The sequence below is a fragment of the Sphaerisporangium sp. NBC_01403 genome (assembly GCF_045040145.1).
Taxonomy (GTDB): Bacteria; Actinomycetota; Actinomycetes; order Streptosporangiales; family Streptosporangiaceae; genus Sphaerisporangium; species Sphaerisporangium viridialbum.
On sequence record NZ_CP109534.1, the window covers coordinates 5,434,227 to 5,448,062 of the forward strand.

General features: G+C 67.7%; 9 protein-coding genes and 1 pseudogene. 8 read left to right on the plus strand and 2 right to left on the minus strand.

Translation table 11 applies throughout. The features are described 5' to 3' along the window. Window positions 1-37: 37 nt before the first annotated feature. Window positions 38-541: pseudogene (locus tag OG589_RS24345) on the plus strand (O-acetyl-ADP-ribose deacetylase); the annotation flags it as partial. 24 nt (window positions 542-565) lie between these two features. Next, on the plus strand, window positions 566-991 hold the full coding sequence (locus tag OG589_RS24350) for a DUF6508 domain-containing protein (RefSeq protein WP_405152112.1): 426 nt from the start codon (window positions 566-568) through the stop codon (window positions 989-991). A gap of 76 nt (window positions 992-1,067) precedes the next feature. Here OG589_RS24350 and OG589_RS24355 read toward each other — a convergent pair whose 3' ends face one another. Continuing rightward, a complete protein-coding gene (locus OG589_RS24355) occupies window positions 1,068-1,850 on the minus strand; it encodes a GH12 family glycosyl hydrolase domain-containing protein (RefSeq protein WP_405139828.1) in 783 nt (260 codons plus the stop codon). Between the two features lie 587 nt (window positions 1,851-2,437). Between OG589_RS24355 and OG589_RS24360 the strand changes: the two genes are divergently transcribed. Together OG589_RS24360 and OG589_RS24365 are read left to right on the plus strand one after the other, a co-directional pair. Next, window positions 2,438-4,792: an AAA family ATPase gene (locus OG589_RS24360; protein WP_405139830.1), complete on the plus strand. Its 2,355-nt coding sequence runs from the start codon at window positions 2,438-2,440 to the stop codon at window positions 4,790-4,792. Then, a complete protein-coding gene (locus OG589_RS24365) occupies window positions 4,792-5,787 on the plus strand; it encodes a phosphotransferase family protein (protein WP_405152113.1) in 996 nt (331 codons plus the stop codon). The genes OG589_RS24360 and OG589_RS24365 overlap by 1 nt, the downstream gene beginning before the upstream one ends. An 18-nt stretch (window positions 5,788-5,805) precedes the next feature. Here OG589_RS24365 and OG589_RS24370 read toward each other — a convergent pair whose 3' ends face one another. Next, the gene (locus OG589_RS24370) at window positions 5,806-6,036 is read right to left on the minus strand and encodes a hypothetical protein (protein ID WP_405139832.1); all 231 of its coding nucleotides are present in this window, start codon (window positions 6,034-6,036) and stop codon (window positions 5,806-5,808) included. A 412-nt stretch (window positions 6,037-6,448) separates the two neighbouring features. Between OG589_RS24370 and OG589_RS24375 the strand changes: the two genes are divergently transcribed. From OG589_RS24375 to OG589_RS24390, 4 genes are all read left to right on the plus strand, one after another. Then, complete coding sequence (locus tag OG589_RS24375; protein WP_405139834.1) at window positions 6,449-7,639, plus strand: HNH endonuclease; 1,191 nt, start codon at window positions 6,449-6,451, stop codon at window positions 7,637-7,639. A gap of 204 nt (window positions 7,640-7,843) precedes the next feature. Then, window positions 7,844-8,845: a class A beta-lactamase gene (gene bla, locus OG589_RS24380; RefSeq protein ID WP_405139836.1), complete on the plus strand. Its 1,002-nt coding sequence runs from the start codon at window positions 7,844-7,846 to the stop codon at window positions 8,843-8,845. Window positions 8,846-9,047: 202 nt separating this feature from the next. Continuing rightward, a complete protein-coding gene (locus tag OG589_RS24385; RefSeq protein WP_405139838.1) occupies window positions 9,048-9,623 on the plus strand; it encodes a hypothetical protein in 576 nt (191 codons plus the stop codon). 502 nt (window positions 9,624-10,125) lie between these two features. Next, on the plus strand, window positions 10,126-13,770 hold the full coding sequence (locus OG589_RS24390; protein ID WP_405139840.1) for a LamG domain-containing protein: 3,645 nt from the start codon (window positions 10,126-10,128) through the stop codon (window positions 13,768-13,770). Window positions 13,771-13,836: the final 66 nt, after the last annotated feature.

A 13,836-nucleotide genomic window follows, 5' to 3' on the forward strand; every position in this document is an offset into this window, starting at 1 on the left:
CCGAACCGCGCCGCAGGCGCTGAAGGTGACGGTGCGCATGAAGATCACGTTGGTCCAGGGTGACATCACCGAGCAGCGGGTGGACGCCGTCGTCAACGCCGCCGGCTCCTCACTCCTGGGCGGCGGCGGGGTCGACGGGGCGATCCACCGGCGCGGCGGGCCCGCGATCCTCGCCGAATGCCGGCGACTTCGTGACGCGCGATACGTCAAGGGGCTGCCGACCGGAAAGGCCGTGGCGACCACAGCGGGCGAGTTACCGGCCCGCTGGGTCGTCCACACCGTCGGCCCGGTCTTCTCCCCGAGCGAGGACCGCTCTGAGCTGCTGGCCTCCTGCTACCGCGAGTCCCTCCGGGTCGCCGACGAGCTCGGCGCGGCCAGCGTCGCCTTCCCCGCCGTGTCCACCGGGATCTTCGGATGGCCGACGGACGACGCCGCCCGCATCGCGATCAGCACCGTACGCACCACGCCGTCGCAGGTCAGGGACGTACGCTTCGTCCTGTTCAGCCCGGAGGCGTACGCCGCCTTCGAGCGGGCCCTCAGCTACGCCGGGCCCGGCGACAGCGAGATCGCCTCGACGCTCGCCGCCCAGCCGGCCGAACGATGGGCGCGTCTGTTCACGCTCGTCGCCGACCTCACTCCGGCCGATCTCCAGGTGCCCTGGGGTGGAGGGCAGAAGCTCGACGACGGCTCCGTCCAGGTCCCTTTCCCCATCTACAGCGACGCGATCAACGCCGTCATCGGCCTGCTGTACGAGTTGAACGTCGTCGTGGTGTTCAACTGGTCGGAATGGCACCGCACGACCCCCTTGTTCCCAGACGCACACGGCCTCGCTGACGCGCCCGTGGCCGACGCCGCCCGCCTGACCACCACCTTCATCCGCGGTGAGCGGTTCTCCGACGGCGCGATCCAAGGAGCGATCGAGAGCGGCGCGCTACAGGCGATCTTCACCCGGCTGCGCAGGTGGTTCGACGAGGAGTACCCGGCACGCTGACAACGCCAGGCCGGTCCCCGACTGAGGGGGCGGGCCGGTGTCCGTCCCCCTCCGCTTCGCGGCGTCGGACTGGACGCTATGCCACGTTCGCGTAGTAGGAGTTGGTGTCGAGCTGCCCGGTGCCGATGAACACCTCGGTTCCCGCCTCAACGCTGGTGAGGTACTTGGAGTTGCTCATCCAGCCGCGCGACACGAGGTTGTTCAGGAAGTCGCGCAGGTTGAGCGTCGACGACGAGGTGTTGGTGGTGCGCACGAACGAGAAGACGTTCCAGCCGATGTTGCCACGGTAGAGGTCCCAGCTCGTGCCGGCGATGCTGACGGTGGCCTGCTTGGTGCCGACCGGACCCGCGCCGCCGGAGCGGTAGAGCCAGATCATCACCTCATCGGTGGGGTTGTCGCTGTAGCTCGGGTTCGAGATCGCGTGCAGCCACAGGTCGTAGGCCACGTTCATCGTGACCGCGCCGTTCTGGGTGACCTTGTAGTTCCAGCCGGTGTTGACGCTCCGGTTGGCCGACAGCTGGATGGGCAACCCGGTGTTCGAGTTCTTCCAGCCCCAGTGCCAGCCGAGCACCGAGCTGGCGTAGGACTTGACCGAGTTCGACTGGCCGGACCAGCCCCAGGACGTCCCCCAGCCGATCGCGTTGCCGGAGGTGGAGGTGTCCCAGATGCACTGCCAGCCCGAGCCCGAACTCTGTCCCCAGAGGTTGTTGTTGATCCAGTACTTGCCCTGGGTGATCGTCCCGTAGGCGGTACAGGTGTTGGCGGCATGGGCCGGCAGGGTCGTACCGGCGACGAGAGCGGCCACCATCGCCAGACAGGCAAGCACCCGCTGAACGACAGGACGACGTTTAACCAGCACGTCAGAACCTCCTCGACTACTAGATTAGTTTGGCGACAAGCTCAACTATTCCGCCCTGACTCCCCCTGTCAATCCTCGCCCGCCCAAGCCCTCAGGACACCGCCGCGAACTCCCGATCGCGCCCCTGGTTGACGGGAAGTAGCTGTCATTCCACAGGGACCGGCATCGGGCCCACACGATGAAGCGTTCAACGCACCAATCCCGACAAAGGCCAGCGGACGCCCCGACACGGGAGAGACCTTGACAGAAGATCCGGCCGCGACGATCAAGACAAGGGGGGGCTTTCCCTCACTTTGGAGGAAACCAAGCCTTCAGTCGCGATATCACGTAACCAAGGACCTAAAAGGAGGTTTCGACAGTCCTCTACTCGCAGTGTTGACGCCGAACTGCGACTTCGTCTTTGATGGTCGACTACGGAGTCGCGCCGACGAGTCAGAGTGAATAATCCCCCCGGTATCCGCTTATAAGCCGCTCTCATCAGCTTGTCGGATATGTACTGATCGCACGTATCAATCACCTCAGACGAAGAGGTTCGCATGCCCCTCGAGCCGCGGTTCCGTCGGGTTGCGGCGCTTCATCGCCGCTTTGTGAACCGCGAGACCCCGCTGGCGGCCTTCGCCCAGGAGCTCGCCCGCACAGACGAGGGACCACGGGTTCTGAACGTCATCGGGGTGGGGGGCATCGGGAAGTCGCGGCTGCTGAGGGAGTTCGAACGACGCGCACAGGACTCGCACATGGTCGCGGCCCTCGACCTCCAGGTCCCCGCGCATCGCCAGCAGGAGGACGCGCTGGCCGTGCTGCGGATGAGCCTCGGCGAGCAGGGCGTACGGTTCGACCGCTACGACATCGCCTACGCCGTGCTCTGGCAGCGATTACACCCCCACCTCGGGCTGACCCGCCGCGGCCTGCCGCTGGTCGAGCACAGCGAGGTACTGACCGAGGTGATAGACGGCGCCGCGGGCGTGCCCGTGTTCGGCACCGCCGTCGGCCTGCTCAAGCTGCTGGAGAAGGGCGTCGAGACCCGCAATCGACGCCGTCACCTCCGCAACGACGAGACGCTTCGCCAGCTGGACGAACTCCCGGGGGCCGAGCTGGTCGACGCGGTCACCTACCTCTTCGCCGAAGACCTCCGGGCGGCACGCGCGGCCAGGCCGTACCTGATCGTGATCGACGCGTATGAGGCGCTCGGCTCCTCGACCTCCGACGTGTGGCTGCGCGACCTGGTGGCCCAGCTCGACCACGGCCTCATCGTGATCGCCAGCCGCGAGCCTCTGGCCTGGCAGCGCTATGACGACGACTGGGCCGGCATCATCCGGGAGCTGCCTCTCGAAGGGCTCCCCATGGGGGCGCGCGTCCAACTGCTCGCGGACGGCGGTGTCAGCGATCCGGCCGAGCGAGACGTCATCGCCCGCGCGAGCGTGGGAGTGCCCTTCTACCTGCACCTGGCGGTGGACAGCAAGGGCTCCGAACGCGTGGTGTCCCAGGAAGAGATCATGCAGAGGTTCCTCCAGCACGTCGGCGCGCAGGAGCGACGGCACCTGGAGCTGCTCAGTGTCGCGCGCACCTTCGATTTCGAGCTGTTCGAGGAGCTCGCCCAAGCGTTCCACCTGCCGGGTGGTCTGATGGCCTGGGAGTCGGTGACCTCGTACTCGTTCGTGTATCCGGTGGCCGACGAACGGTTCCACCTGCACCAGCTCATGGCGAACGTCCTGCGGGTACGGCTGTCGCCTGCCATCGCGCACAACGCCCATCAGGTGCTGCACGAGCTGTGGAACAGGCGCGCCCGCGACACCCAGCTCACGGTTCCGCTCAGGGAAGCCGCCTACCACGGCCTGTGCGCGGGGGCGGTGTCCGGTGACCAGCTGCTCGACTACGCCGATCGGATCACCGCGTACGGCGGTGCGCAGGGTGTGGCCGGACTCGTCACCGACCTTCGAAGTCACCTTGATGAAGGGCATCGGAGTGAGGAGCTGGAGCAGACGGCTCGGTGCCTTACGGCCGAGGCGGCGGTGCTCCTCGGCGACGCCGAGGAGATCAACCGGCTGACGCCCGCCGGGTCATGGTCCGTGGACACCACCGCCGGTGCCCGGCTTGCCGTGGCGGCGGCACATGGCCGCCGCATCTCCGGCGAGACGGCGGAGGCGTTGCGCATCTACTCGACCGTGTGGGACGCCCGCCGAGGCCCGGAACGACTGCCGGCCGGCCTCTGGGGCGCCGACCTGCACATGGCCCAGGGGCGGTTCCTGGAGGCGTTCCGGCTCGCTGGAGAGGTGATCGCGGAATGCCCGGCCGACGCTCACGCCCTTCGGGGCGACCTTCAGCGGCTTCAGTACCTGGCGTCACGCTTCTCGTACGACTTCCAGCGCGCCGATCAGCACCTGCGCGAGGCCGAGCAGCACTATCTCCAGGCCGCCACCGTGGTGGGTGCCGCGCTGGTCAAGACCAACAGGGCCGAGCTACTGGCCTGGACCGATCCGTTCTCCGCGGTCCGCGCCGCACAAGAGGCGATCGAGGCGAACACCGATCTCGGGGCGCTGCACGAGCTCGGCAAGGCCTACACCGCTCTCGGACAGGCGCAGCTGTCCATCGGACGGCTGGACGAGGCGAGCACGTCACTCGATCTGGCCTGTGACGCCCTGGAGAAGGCACGTTACCGATCCGGTCGCGCAAGAGCCGAGCTGATCCGGGCAGCGCTGCACACCCGATCCGGTGATACCGAGAAGGCGGTGGAGGAGGTTCGCTGGGCGGTGGACGAGCTGCTGGCGGTCGAGGTGTATCCCACGCTGGTGATCGTCGCGGCGTACATCCTGGAACTGCTGGATCGTCCAGATGAGACGGTAGGCCGGGCGGCCCGCACCGCGCGGGCCTCGATCGAAGCACTCGACTCGCTCGAAGCGCTGGAGGCTCGAATGAAGCACCACGTACGAGGATTGATCGCGTGATGATCGACCTCTACCAGGCAGCCCTCGCGGCCAACGAGGGAGCACGCGGGTTCTACAACAACAACGTCCGCCTGGACACGCCATCAGGACCGGTGATCGTCCGGATCCCACTCCACGGCGCGGACACCATGGACCTTCGGGTGTGGCCCGAGTACGAGGTGCTGGGCGCCATCGGCCCCTATGTCGGCCACGCCCCGCGTCTGCTGCATGTGTCCGAATCACCGGCCTTCCAGGTGCACGAATTCATCCCCGGTGAGCTGGTCGACGACATCGCCCCCCGGGGAGAGCGCGTCCCCTCGCCCGTGCTTTCCGACGTCGTCGAGCTCTTCGCCCAGCTGGCCACGGTGCCGCGCGAGAAGCTCCCCAACCTGCCCCCGTGCTGGCCCGCCACCAACGACACCCCGGCCTTCGCCAACCTGCTGTCCGACGTGACACAGCAGGTGTACGAAACGTTCATCGAGCGATACGAGTCGCTGTTCGCCACGTTCGGAATCCCCGGCGATCCCCTCGCCTCGATTCGGGCACGCTGGCCGGAGCTCACACGGCGGCCGTTCGGCCTTGTTCACGCCGACGTGCACCGCAAGAACATGATCCTCAGCACCGGGCGAGTGGTCTTCCTCGACTGGGAGCTGGCCCTGTGGGGCGATCCTGTGTACGAGCTCGCCGTCCACTTCCACAAGATGAGCTACCACGACGACGAACGCGAGACCGTCCTGGACGGCTGGCTCAAGCTCATGCCCACCGACCGCACACGTGACTGGCAGCAAGACCTGGGGATCTATCTCGCCCACGAGCGCGTGAAGTCCGCCATTGTCGACACCGTCCGCTACACGCAGCTCATCTGGGACGGCGGCCTACCTCCCGAACAACGAGACCAGCTGACGGAGAAGCTCACGGCCAAGCTCAACGCCGCCGGCACTGTCTGGCAGCGAGACCAGCCCTTCAGCACGGACACCGTGCGACGGCTGATCCACTCCGCGGATCTCGACCGCTGACCGGTCCGGACCGGGCGATCACCAGGCGTGCCAGAGGGCACTGTGACGAGTCCGGAAGGGATGGATCTCGAAGTCGTCGTCGTTGTCGAAAGCACACAGCGGCGCCGAGTTGGCGTGCTTCAGGGTCGCCGACAAACGATCACGCAGACGTCGGCGCTCGCGGCGCTCTTCGAGGTTGGCGTCCTCGGCCACGTGCCCACGGCCGTACGCGTCCAGATATGAGTAGAACTCCACTCGGCGACGGATCATCCGAGGCTGCGGGCGTCGCCCCTTGCTGAGGGCCGCCCTGACTTCCGCCTCCGGGTACCGAAGGTCGGCAACTGTGGCGACTCGCCAGGGCCCGGGAAGCCCGCCCCAACCCCGGTCATCATCCAGGCGGCGGGAACGAATGTGATGTGCGGTGCGAGACATGGCGACCTCCAGCACCACCGAGACCTTCTCGGCGGCCCTAGACGAAGCCGCTGAAGCTCCTCAACCACGGGGATCGCACGAACGTGATCGTAGCCGACTGATCACACGAAGACTGTTCCGTTTACCAATCCCACTCAGGCACTCCACCCGGCTGCCACCACTGGGCACGCCAATGGACAAACGACGCATACAGGCTTATATCTCCATCAAATTCGGCGATTAGAGGAATAGGCGTCCTTATCATTTCTCCATGGCGCTTTCCGATCTTCGACGTGAGATGGTGCTCTCCGCTATCGAGGAGTACGACAAGCTAGGAAGGGACGCCTTTCTCAAGACGTACGGATATGGCCCGGCGCGCGACTACTTCCTCGTGCATGACGGCAAGCGGTACGACTCCAAGGCCATCGCCGGCGTGGCACATCGCGACGTGGACGGCAGGCCCCTGCGGGCCGAGGCGTTCTCCGGCGGCAACGCCACCGTGGCGCGCGCATTGGCCGACCTCGGCTTCGAGGTCACCCGGCCCGGCGACGTCACCGATGAACGTTCCCCAGAGGGCCTGCTCCGGAAGATCGGAACACTCAAGACGGCCGCATCGGCCACGCCGGGCGCGCGGAAGCGGCACCAGCCGTTGACCCTTCTCTGGGCTCTCGGCAGAGCGGCCCAGGGCGCCGATCGGCTGGTGCCGTGGAAGGACACCTCCTCCGCGCTCAAATCGCTTCTGCGGGAGTTCGGCCACCCCGGCGACGGCACGCACGCCGAGTTTCCAGTGCTCCGTCTGTATCGCCACGAGCTCTGGGACTTCCCAGGCCAGAGCGACGTTCCCGATGCCAGCGGCGGCCCCGCGCAGCGCTGGATACAGACCACCCAGCCACTCAACGGCCTGCGCTCCTGGGTACACGACCTCGTGACCGACAGCTCAGCCGTACGTGCGCGGATCGTCCTGCGACTCCTCGACCAGCACTTCCACGGCGTCGACCACGACAGGCTACTCGCGGCCACCGGGCTCGCCTCTCAACCCCCGGGCACTTCCCCACTCAACGACGTGACCGTACCCCTCCCCGACGGAACCCCGTCCCCGGGCCGCCGCACGGTCACGACCAACCGCGTGATCCGCGACTCCACGCTCGCCGAGCAGGTCAAACTCGCGCACGACCACCACTGCCAGATCTGCGGCATCCGTCTCATGACCCGGCGCGGCCCCTACGCGGAGGGCGCCCACATCCGCCCGCTGGGCACACCCCACAACGGTCCGGACGAGCCGGGCAACATCCTCTGCCTATGCCCCAACCACCATGTCCTGCTCGACGGAGGCATGATCGTGATCACCGACGACCTGGTGGCCATCGACGCCGTCACCCACCAGCCGATCGCCACACTGCGCACCGCTGATGGACACACCCTGAACCCAGCCCACCTGGCCTATCACCGGGATATCTCTTGACAGTCGGCAATACCCGGCCGGTTAGACCGCGGCGCGATCTCCAGATGGTCCAGCGGCCGGGGTGATCAACGCGTCCGGCGATCGCGGCCTGAGCAGTGACGATACTCACTGCGATATCGGTGTCGCACTAATATCGATATTGGACATCGTCATACCCGGCCTGATTTGCTCGCCCCTCCTGTTGATCGAGAGCAAGGGCATGGAATGCGACACCGTACCGGCCGCTTCTTCGCGGCGCCGAAGGCAATCGGACTGGCGATCTCCATACTCGTGGCCGGCACCGCCTACGGGGTGAACGCCGCCTCGGCGGACACCCGGGCGATCCCGCGTACCGGGGTGACGTGGGCCGGGATCGGAACCAGGCAGGCCGTCCTCGACCTGCGGGGTCCGTCCCTCGAAGCCGACGTGCGCAGGCAGTTGCGCGCGCTGGAAACGTCCACCAAGAGCCGCATCGGCGCGTACGCCCTGGACACGGCCACCGGCAAGAGGATCACCTATCGGTCCGGCGAGCGGTTCCCGCTGCTGTCCACCTTCAAAGCGCTCGCCAGCGCCGCGGTACTTCACAAGGCCCGCACGTCTGACCCGGAGCTGATGAACCGGGTCATTCACTGGAAATCCAGTGAGGTGAAGGAGAATTCACCTGTCACCGAGAAGCATGTGGACGACGGGATGACCGTCGCCGAGCTTTGCGAAGCGGCCATCACCTACAGCGACAACACCGCGGGCAACATGATTCTGAAGCAGATCGGCGGCCCGAAGGGTCTGACAAAGTACTTCCGCACGCTGAAGGACCCCGTCTCCCGCCTGGACCGGTGGGAGACCGAGCTCAACAACTGGAACCCCAAGGAGAAGCGGGACACCACCACCCCCGCCTCCGTAGCCGGCGACCTGCGTAAGGTCACGACCGGCAGCGCGCTCGACGCCAGGGACAGGGCGCAGCTGAACAGCTGGCTTCGCGCGAACACGACCGGTGGCACGCGCATCCGCGCCGGACTGCCCAAGACCTGGATCATCGGCGACAAGACCGGCGCCTCCAGCTCCTATGGAGCCACGAACGACATCGCCGTCATCCGGACCTCCGAGTCGGCCCCACCGCTGATCATGACGATTTATACCACCAACCAGACTCCCGACGCACCCAATGACAACAAGGTGATCGCCGACACCGCCACCCTCCTCGCCCGAGCCCTCGGCAAGCTCCCCTAACCGAATTCCCGACTGTGAGATAAGACGGCCACTCCGTAGTTCTTCGATTCCCAGATGAATCTGAAGGACACGAAGTGGTCGTCAATGAAGGATGTGTGACACGACCGGAGTGCGTGGCGCGGGCGCCGTTACGCTGAGGCCTGTGGGACATACAGAACAGGACTCATTCGATGATTCCTATAGGTTCCTCAGCGAGCAGGAGTTGTTCGACGCGCTGGACCACGGTGCGCCGCCACTTCCGGTGACTCTCCCGCCCGGCTCGGCCGCGATCGCGGCGGCAGGCCGGTGGGGTCGCTACGGATCGGTGGTCGTGCTGTTCCGCGGCGACGAGGACGGCGAGCTCTACGACGACACCTACCTGCTGGCGCGTTCGACGAGCGGGCACTGGCAGTACCCGCCCAGTTCTTCAGGAGGCGGCATGCCCGATTGGGTAATGCACCGCCCGGAAAAGCCGCTCCCTACCTGGCGCGGCAGCGACCTGGTGGATCTGTCGTGCCAGCTCACCAGTTCCGGCACGGAGTGGGTGACCCACCTGACGCTGATGGCGACTCGAAGAATCGCCACTGTGCGGGTGCGCTTCGCCGGAGAGGTCCTCGATGTCCCCGTTCCGGCCGGCGGCCTGGTCACCGTGCCGCACGCGATCCGCCACGTCGACGACATAGCCGAGTTTCGAGGCTTCGACGGCTCCGGCGAACTCATCGCCGTCACGCACTACCGGCCACTGACCGACAGCGACCGTAAGGCCGAGTGGCCCGATGCCTCGCTGTGGGCCGGCTGACGATTCCGCGCTCCAGCGATGTCGCCCGGACTGCGGCCGCGATCGTTCACGGGGCTTGACACGCGGAGTGGCTTGCCGTGGGCGCCGGCGGGGGTGAGCGAGGGTCGGGATTCAGGTGTGGACTTGGCGTCTTAAAGCAGATTTCTGGTCCTTAACCAGGACGAACTCGCAGTTGTCGGGTCTGCTGGCGTCGGTGGTCGCCGACGTTCGGGCGTAGCGGTTCTGGGTGTGGCTGAGGTGCCCGTGGCCTGGTCGTTCAGTCCTGATAAATCACCTTTTGACCTGCTTTAGGGGGATACCGCCCATTACCGTCCGCGATGGTGCTTATTTGTTCATTGACAGGAACTGGAGTTGAAGGTCAGGATGTGGCGAATCTTGAGATGATGTTGGTGCGCCGAGGGGACGAATTATGTTCGGGGGTCCCGTGCTGCGCAGTTGGCGCATGCCCGCTGCCGTGCTCGTGATTGGAACGTTACTGACGGTCGGGGCACCCGCCGTCGCCATGACCGAGAAGGGGATGGCCGAGCCCGGTGACGCCACTGGCCAAGCCGGCCAGGAGCGTCAGCCCAGCGAGGAGCAGCGGGCGCTGAGCCTGGCGGCCGAGACCGGGCAACCGGTCGAGGTGACGGGGGCCCGGACGGAGTTCACCACCACCTACGCCAATCCCGACGGCGACTCGTTCCATCTGGAGCAGTCGACCGTGCCCGTCCGGGTCAAGGGGGCGGACGGCACGTGGGTGACGCCGGACGCCAACCTCGAACAGCGCGCCGACGGGGGCGTGGGACCGGTGGCCGCCGCCGTGCGACTCGCCTTCTCCGGGGGCGGCGACGGTGCTCAACTCGTGCGGATCACCCGTGACGGCCGTACGCTCGCGCTGGGCTGGCCGGGGGCTCTGCCGAAGCCGGTGCTCGAAGGGCCGAACGCCACCTACCGCGACGTGCTGCCGGACGTCGACCTCAGGATGACGGCGACGACCGAGGGCTTCCGCCAGGTCCTGGTGGTCAAGACCCCGGAGGCCGCGAACAACCCCGAGCTCAAGCGGATCGAGTACTCGGTCCAGTCGTCCGGGCTCAAGGTGGCGGCGACCGAGGGCGGCGGAATGTCCGCCACCGACGGTAACGCCACCGAGGTCTTCACCTCCCCGCCCGCCGCCATGTGGGACTCCACGGGCGACACCGGCGACGCGGGCGGACCCGTCGCCCAGAAGACCGCGGCGCCGCTCGCCGGTGAGAAGACGCCGCCGGCCGGTGAGAAGACCGCGGCGCCGCCCGCCGGGCGCGCGTCCACCGCGGTCGCGGCCGACGCCGCCGACGGGCCGGCGCTCGGGGCCGGGCACGCCGCCCTGCCCATCCAGGTCGGCGAGGACAAGCTCACCCTCGTCCCGGACGCCAAGCTGCTCCAGCAGAAGGACCCCGCCGCGTACCCCGTCTACATCGACCCGACCGTCACCTGGGGCGAGACCGACAGGACCCTGCTGCGCTCGGACGGCTACAAGTCCTACAACTGGGGCAACGGCGACAACAACCAGGGCGAGGGCGTCGGCCACTGCGGCACCTGGAACAACTACTACTGCGGCCCCGGCTACACCCAGCGGCTGTACTTCCAGTTCTCGCCCGCCAGCCTCAAGGGCAAGCAGGTGCTGAGCGCGACGTTCCGCGTGACCGAGCCGTGGGCGTTCCAGTGCTCTCCCCGGTGGGTCGACCTCACCCGTACGAACAACTTCACGTCGTCCACGACCTGGTCGGGCCGGCCGAAGGAGCTCGACCTGATGGTCGACCGGAACGTGTCGGCGGGACGAGGGTCGGCGTGCGATCCGGACCAGCCGAGCGCGCCCATCGACTTCAAGGACAACCCGGACGAGACCAACGAGAACCTCACCCCGACCGTGGCGGACTTCGCGGCGGGCAAGTTCGCCAAGCTCACGCTGGAGCTGCGGGCGCACGACGAGGGCGACACCTCCGCCTGGAAGCGGTTCAGGAACGACGCCGTGCTCGCCGTGGACTACGTGGGGCTGCCGGCGAAGCCGACGGGGATCGGCATCGTGACCGGTTCTGGCACGGTCTGCGAGACGAAGGAGACGGCGCCCGCCGTCGTCTCCGACCCCACGCCCACCCTGGCGTCCACCCCGCAGACCATGCCCGGCGGCGAGTCCGGCGCGATGCTGCGGGCCGCGATGGACGTCGACAAGAAGAACTCCGACGGAACCTGGACGGACGCCTTCACCACGATGGAGCGGCCGACGACCGGGCACGTCGCCGACAACAAGCAGGTGACCGCGTCCACGCCGACGCTGCTCGAAGGGGTGCTGTACCGCTACAGGTCGTGGACGCGCTCGTACTACAGCAACTACACCAAGCAGTTGCCCGGGCCATCCAACGCCTCGACCACCGGCTGGTGCTTCTTCAAGGTGGACCCGACCGCGCCGAAGGCGCCCGTGGTCACGCTCGGCGCCCCCTACCAGGCGTGCACCACCACGAGCTGTGTGCCGGCGGGCGGCCCGGGGCAGGGCGCGACCTTCACGTTCGCGCCGGCGTCCGGTGACTCCAACAACGTGTCGTACCAGTACCGCCAGTCCACCAACCCGGCCTGGTCGGCGGCGATCACGGGCGCGACGGTGCGGCCCGTGATCACCCCGCAGACCTCCGGCACGTACAGCCTGTTCGTGCGCGCCAAGGACAACGTCGGCCGGTACGGCGCCACGACCGTGGTCGACTTCCTGGTCGCCATGGGCGCGGGCCCCGTCGGCAGGTGGCACTTCGACGAGGACTCCGGAGTCGCCGTCGACTCGGCCGCCGGGCACGGCGCCACGCTCGCCACCGGCGCCGTACGGGACGGCCGGGGGCGCCGCGGCGAGCTCTGGTACGACGACAAGGGCGACCCGCTGCCCGCGCCGAAGACCGACAAGGGCATGAGCCTGAACGGCACCTCGGGATACGCGGCGACCTCGGGACCCGTGCTGGAGACGCGCTCCGCCTACACGGTCGCGGCCTGGGTGCGGCTCGACAGGACGACGTCGACCGGCATCGTGCTCTCGCAGGACGGCGCCGGAGGGTACAGCCCCTTCAACCTCTGGTACGACAAGGACCGCGTGTCCTTCTGCTTCGGCGTCAAGGACAAGGACGAGGCGACGGGCAAGGCGTACTTCGGGGTCTGCGCGAAGAACAGCGCGGCCAAGGTGAACGCCTGGACCCACGTCGCCGGGACGTACGACCCCACCACGCAGCAGCTGAGCTTCTACGTCAACGGCCTGCCGCAGGGCACCGCCACCGCGGCCGGTTCGTGGTCCGCCACCGGCCCGCTGGAGATCGGCCGCTACAAGTGGGCCAACGTCTTCCAGTACTACTTCCCCGGCTCCATCGACGAGGTCGCCGCCTGGCAGCGCGTCCTGACCCCGGACGAGGTCGCGTCCGAGGCGCGCGCGGAGTCCGCGGCGTCGGGGCGCAACGACGTGGAGCTGGTGGCGAACTGGGACCCGGCGGGTGTCACCGGCACGGCGCTGCCCGACCCGCTCTCCGGGTACGGCCGCTCGCTGGCGCTGGCCGGCGGCGCGTCGCTGGACGGTGAAGGCCTGGTGCTGGACGGCAAGGACGGCGCGGCCACCACCGCGGGCCCGGTCGTCGACGACACCGGCTCGTTCACGGTGACCGCGAAGGCCGAGCTCGACCGGGACAAGGTCCTCGCGATGCCGATCGGTTCCGTCGGCCAGGTGGCCGGGCAGCGCACCGCGGACGGCTCCTCGTGGGGGATCTGGTTCGAGCTGACGGGCAAGGAGACCCGGCTCGACGACGACGGCAACGAGGTCACGGTGCCGGTCGGATTCTGGCGCTTCGGCCGGGTCAACAAGGACGGCACGAAGAGCTGGGTGAGCTCCGACGCCGAGGCGAGCCTGGACAGCCCCGTACGGCTGACCGGCGTGTACGACGCCCTGGCGGCGGACGGGCCCGTCGTGCGGCTCTACATCGGCCACGAGCAGAACGACCTCGACGCCGCGTACACCGCGGCGGCCGGATCGGGTGACTTCGCGGTCGGCAAGGGCTTCAGCGCGACCGCCTGGGGCCACTTCCTGCCGGCGCGGATCAGCGATCTGAGGCTGTGGGCGGGCGCCATGTCCGATTCCGAGCAGATCGACGCCGTCGTCGGCGACTGACGGTGTGGGGGGCCGAGATCTCGGTCCCCCACCGTAACTTCACCTGGCAGTTCAGCCAGTTCTCCC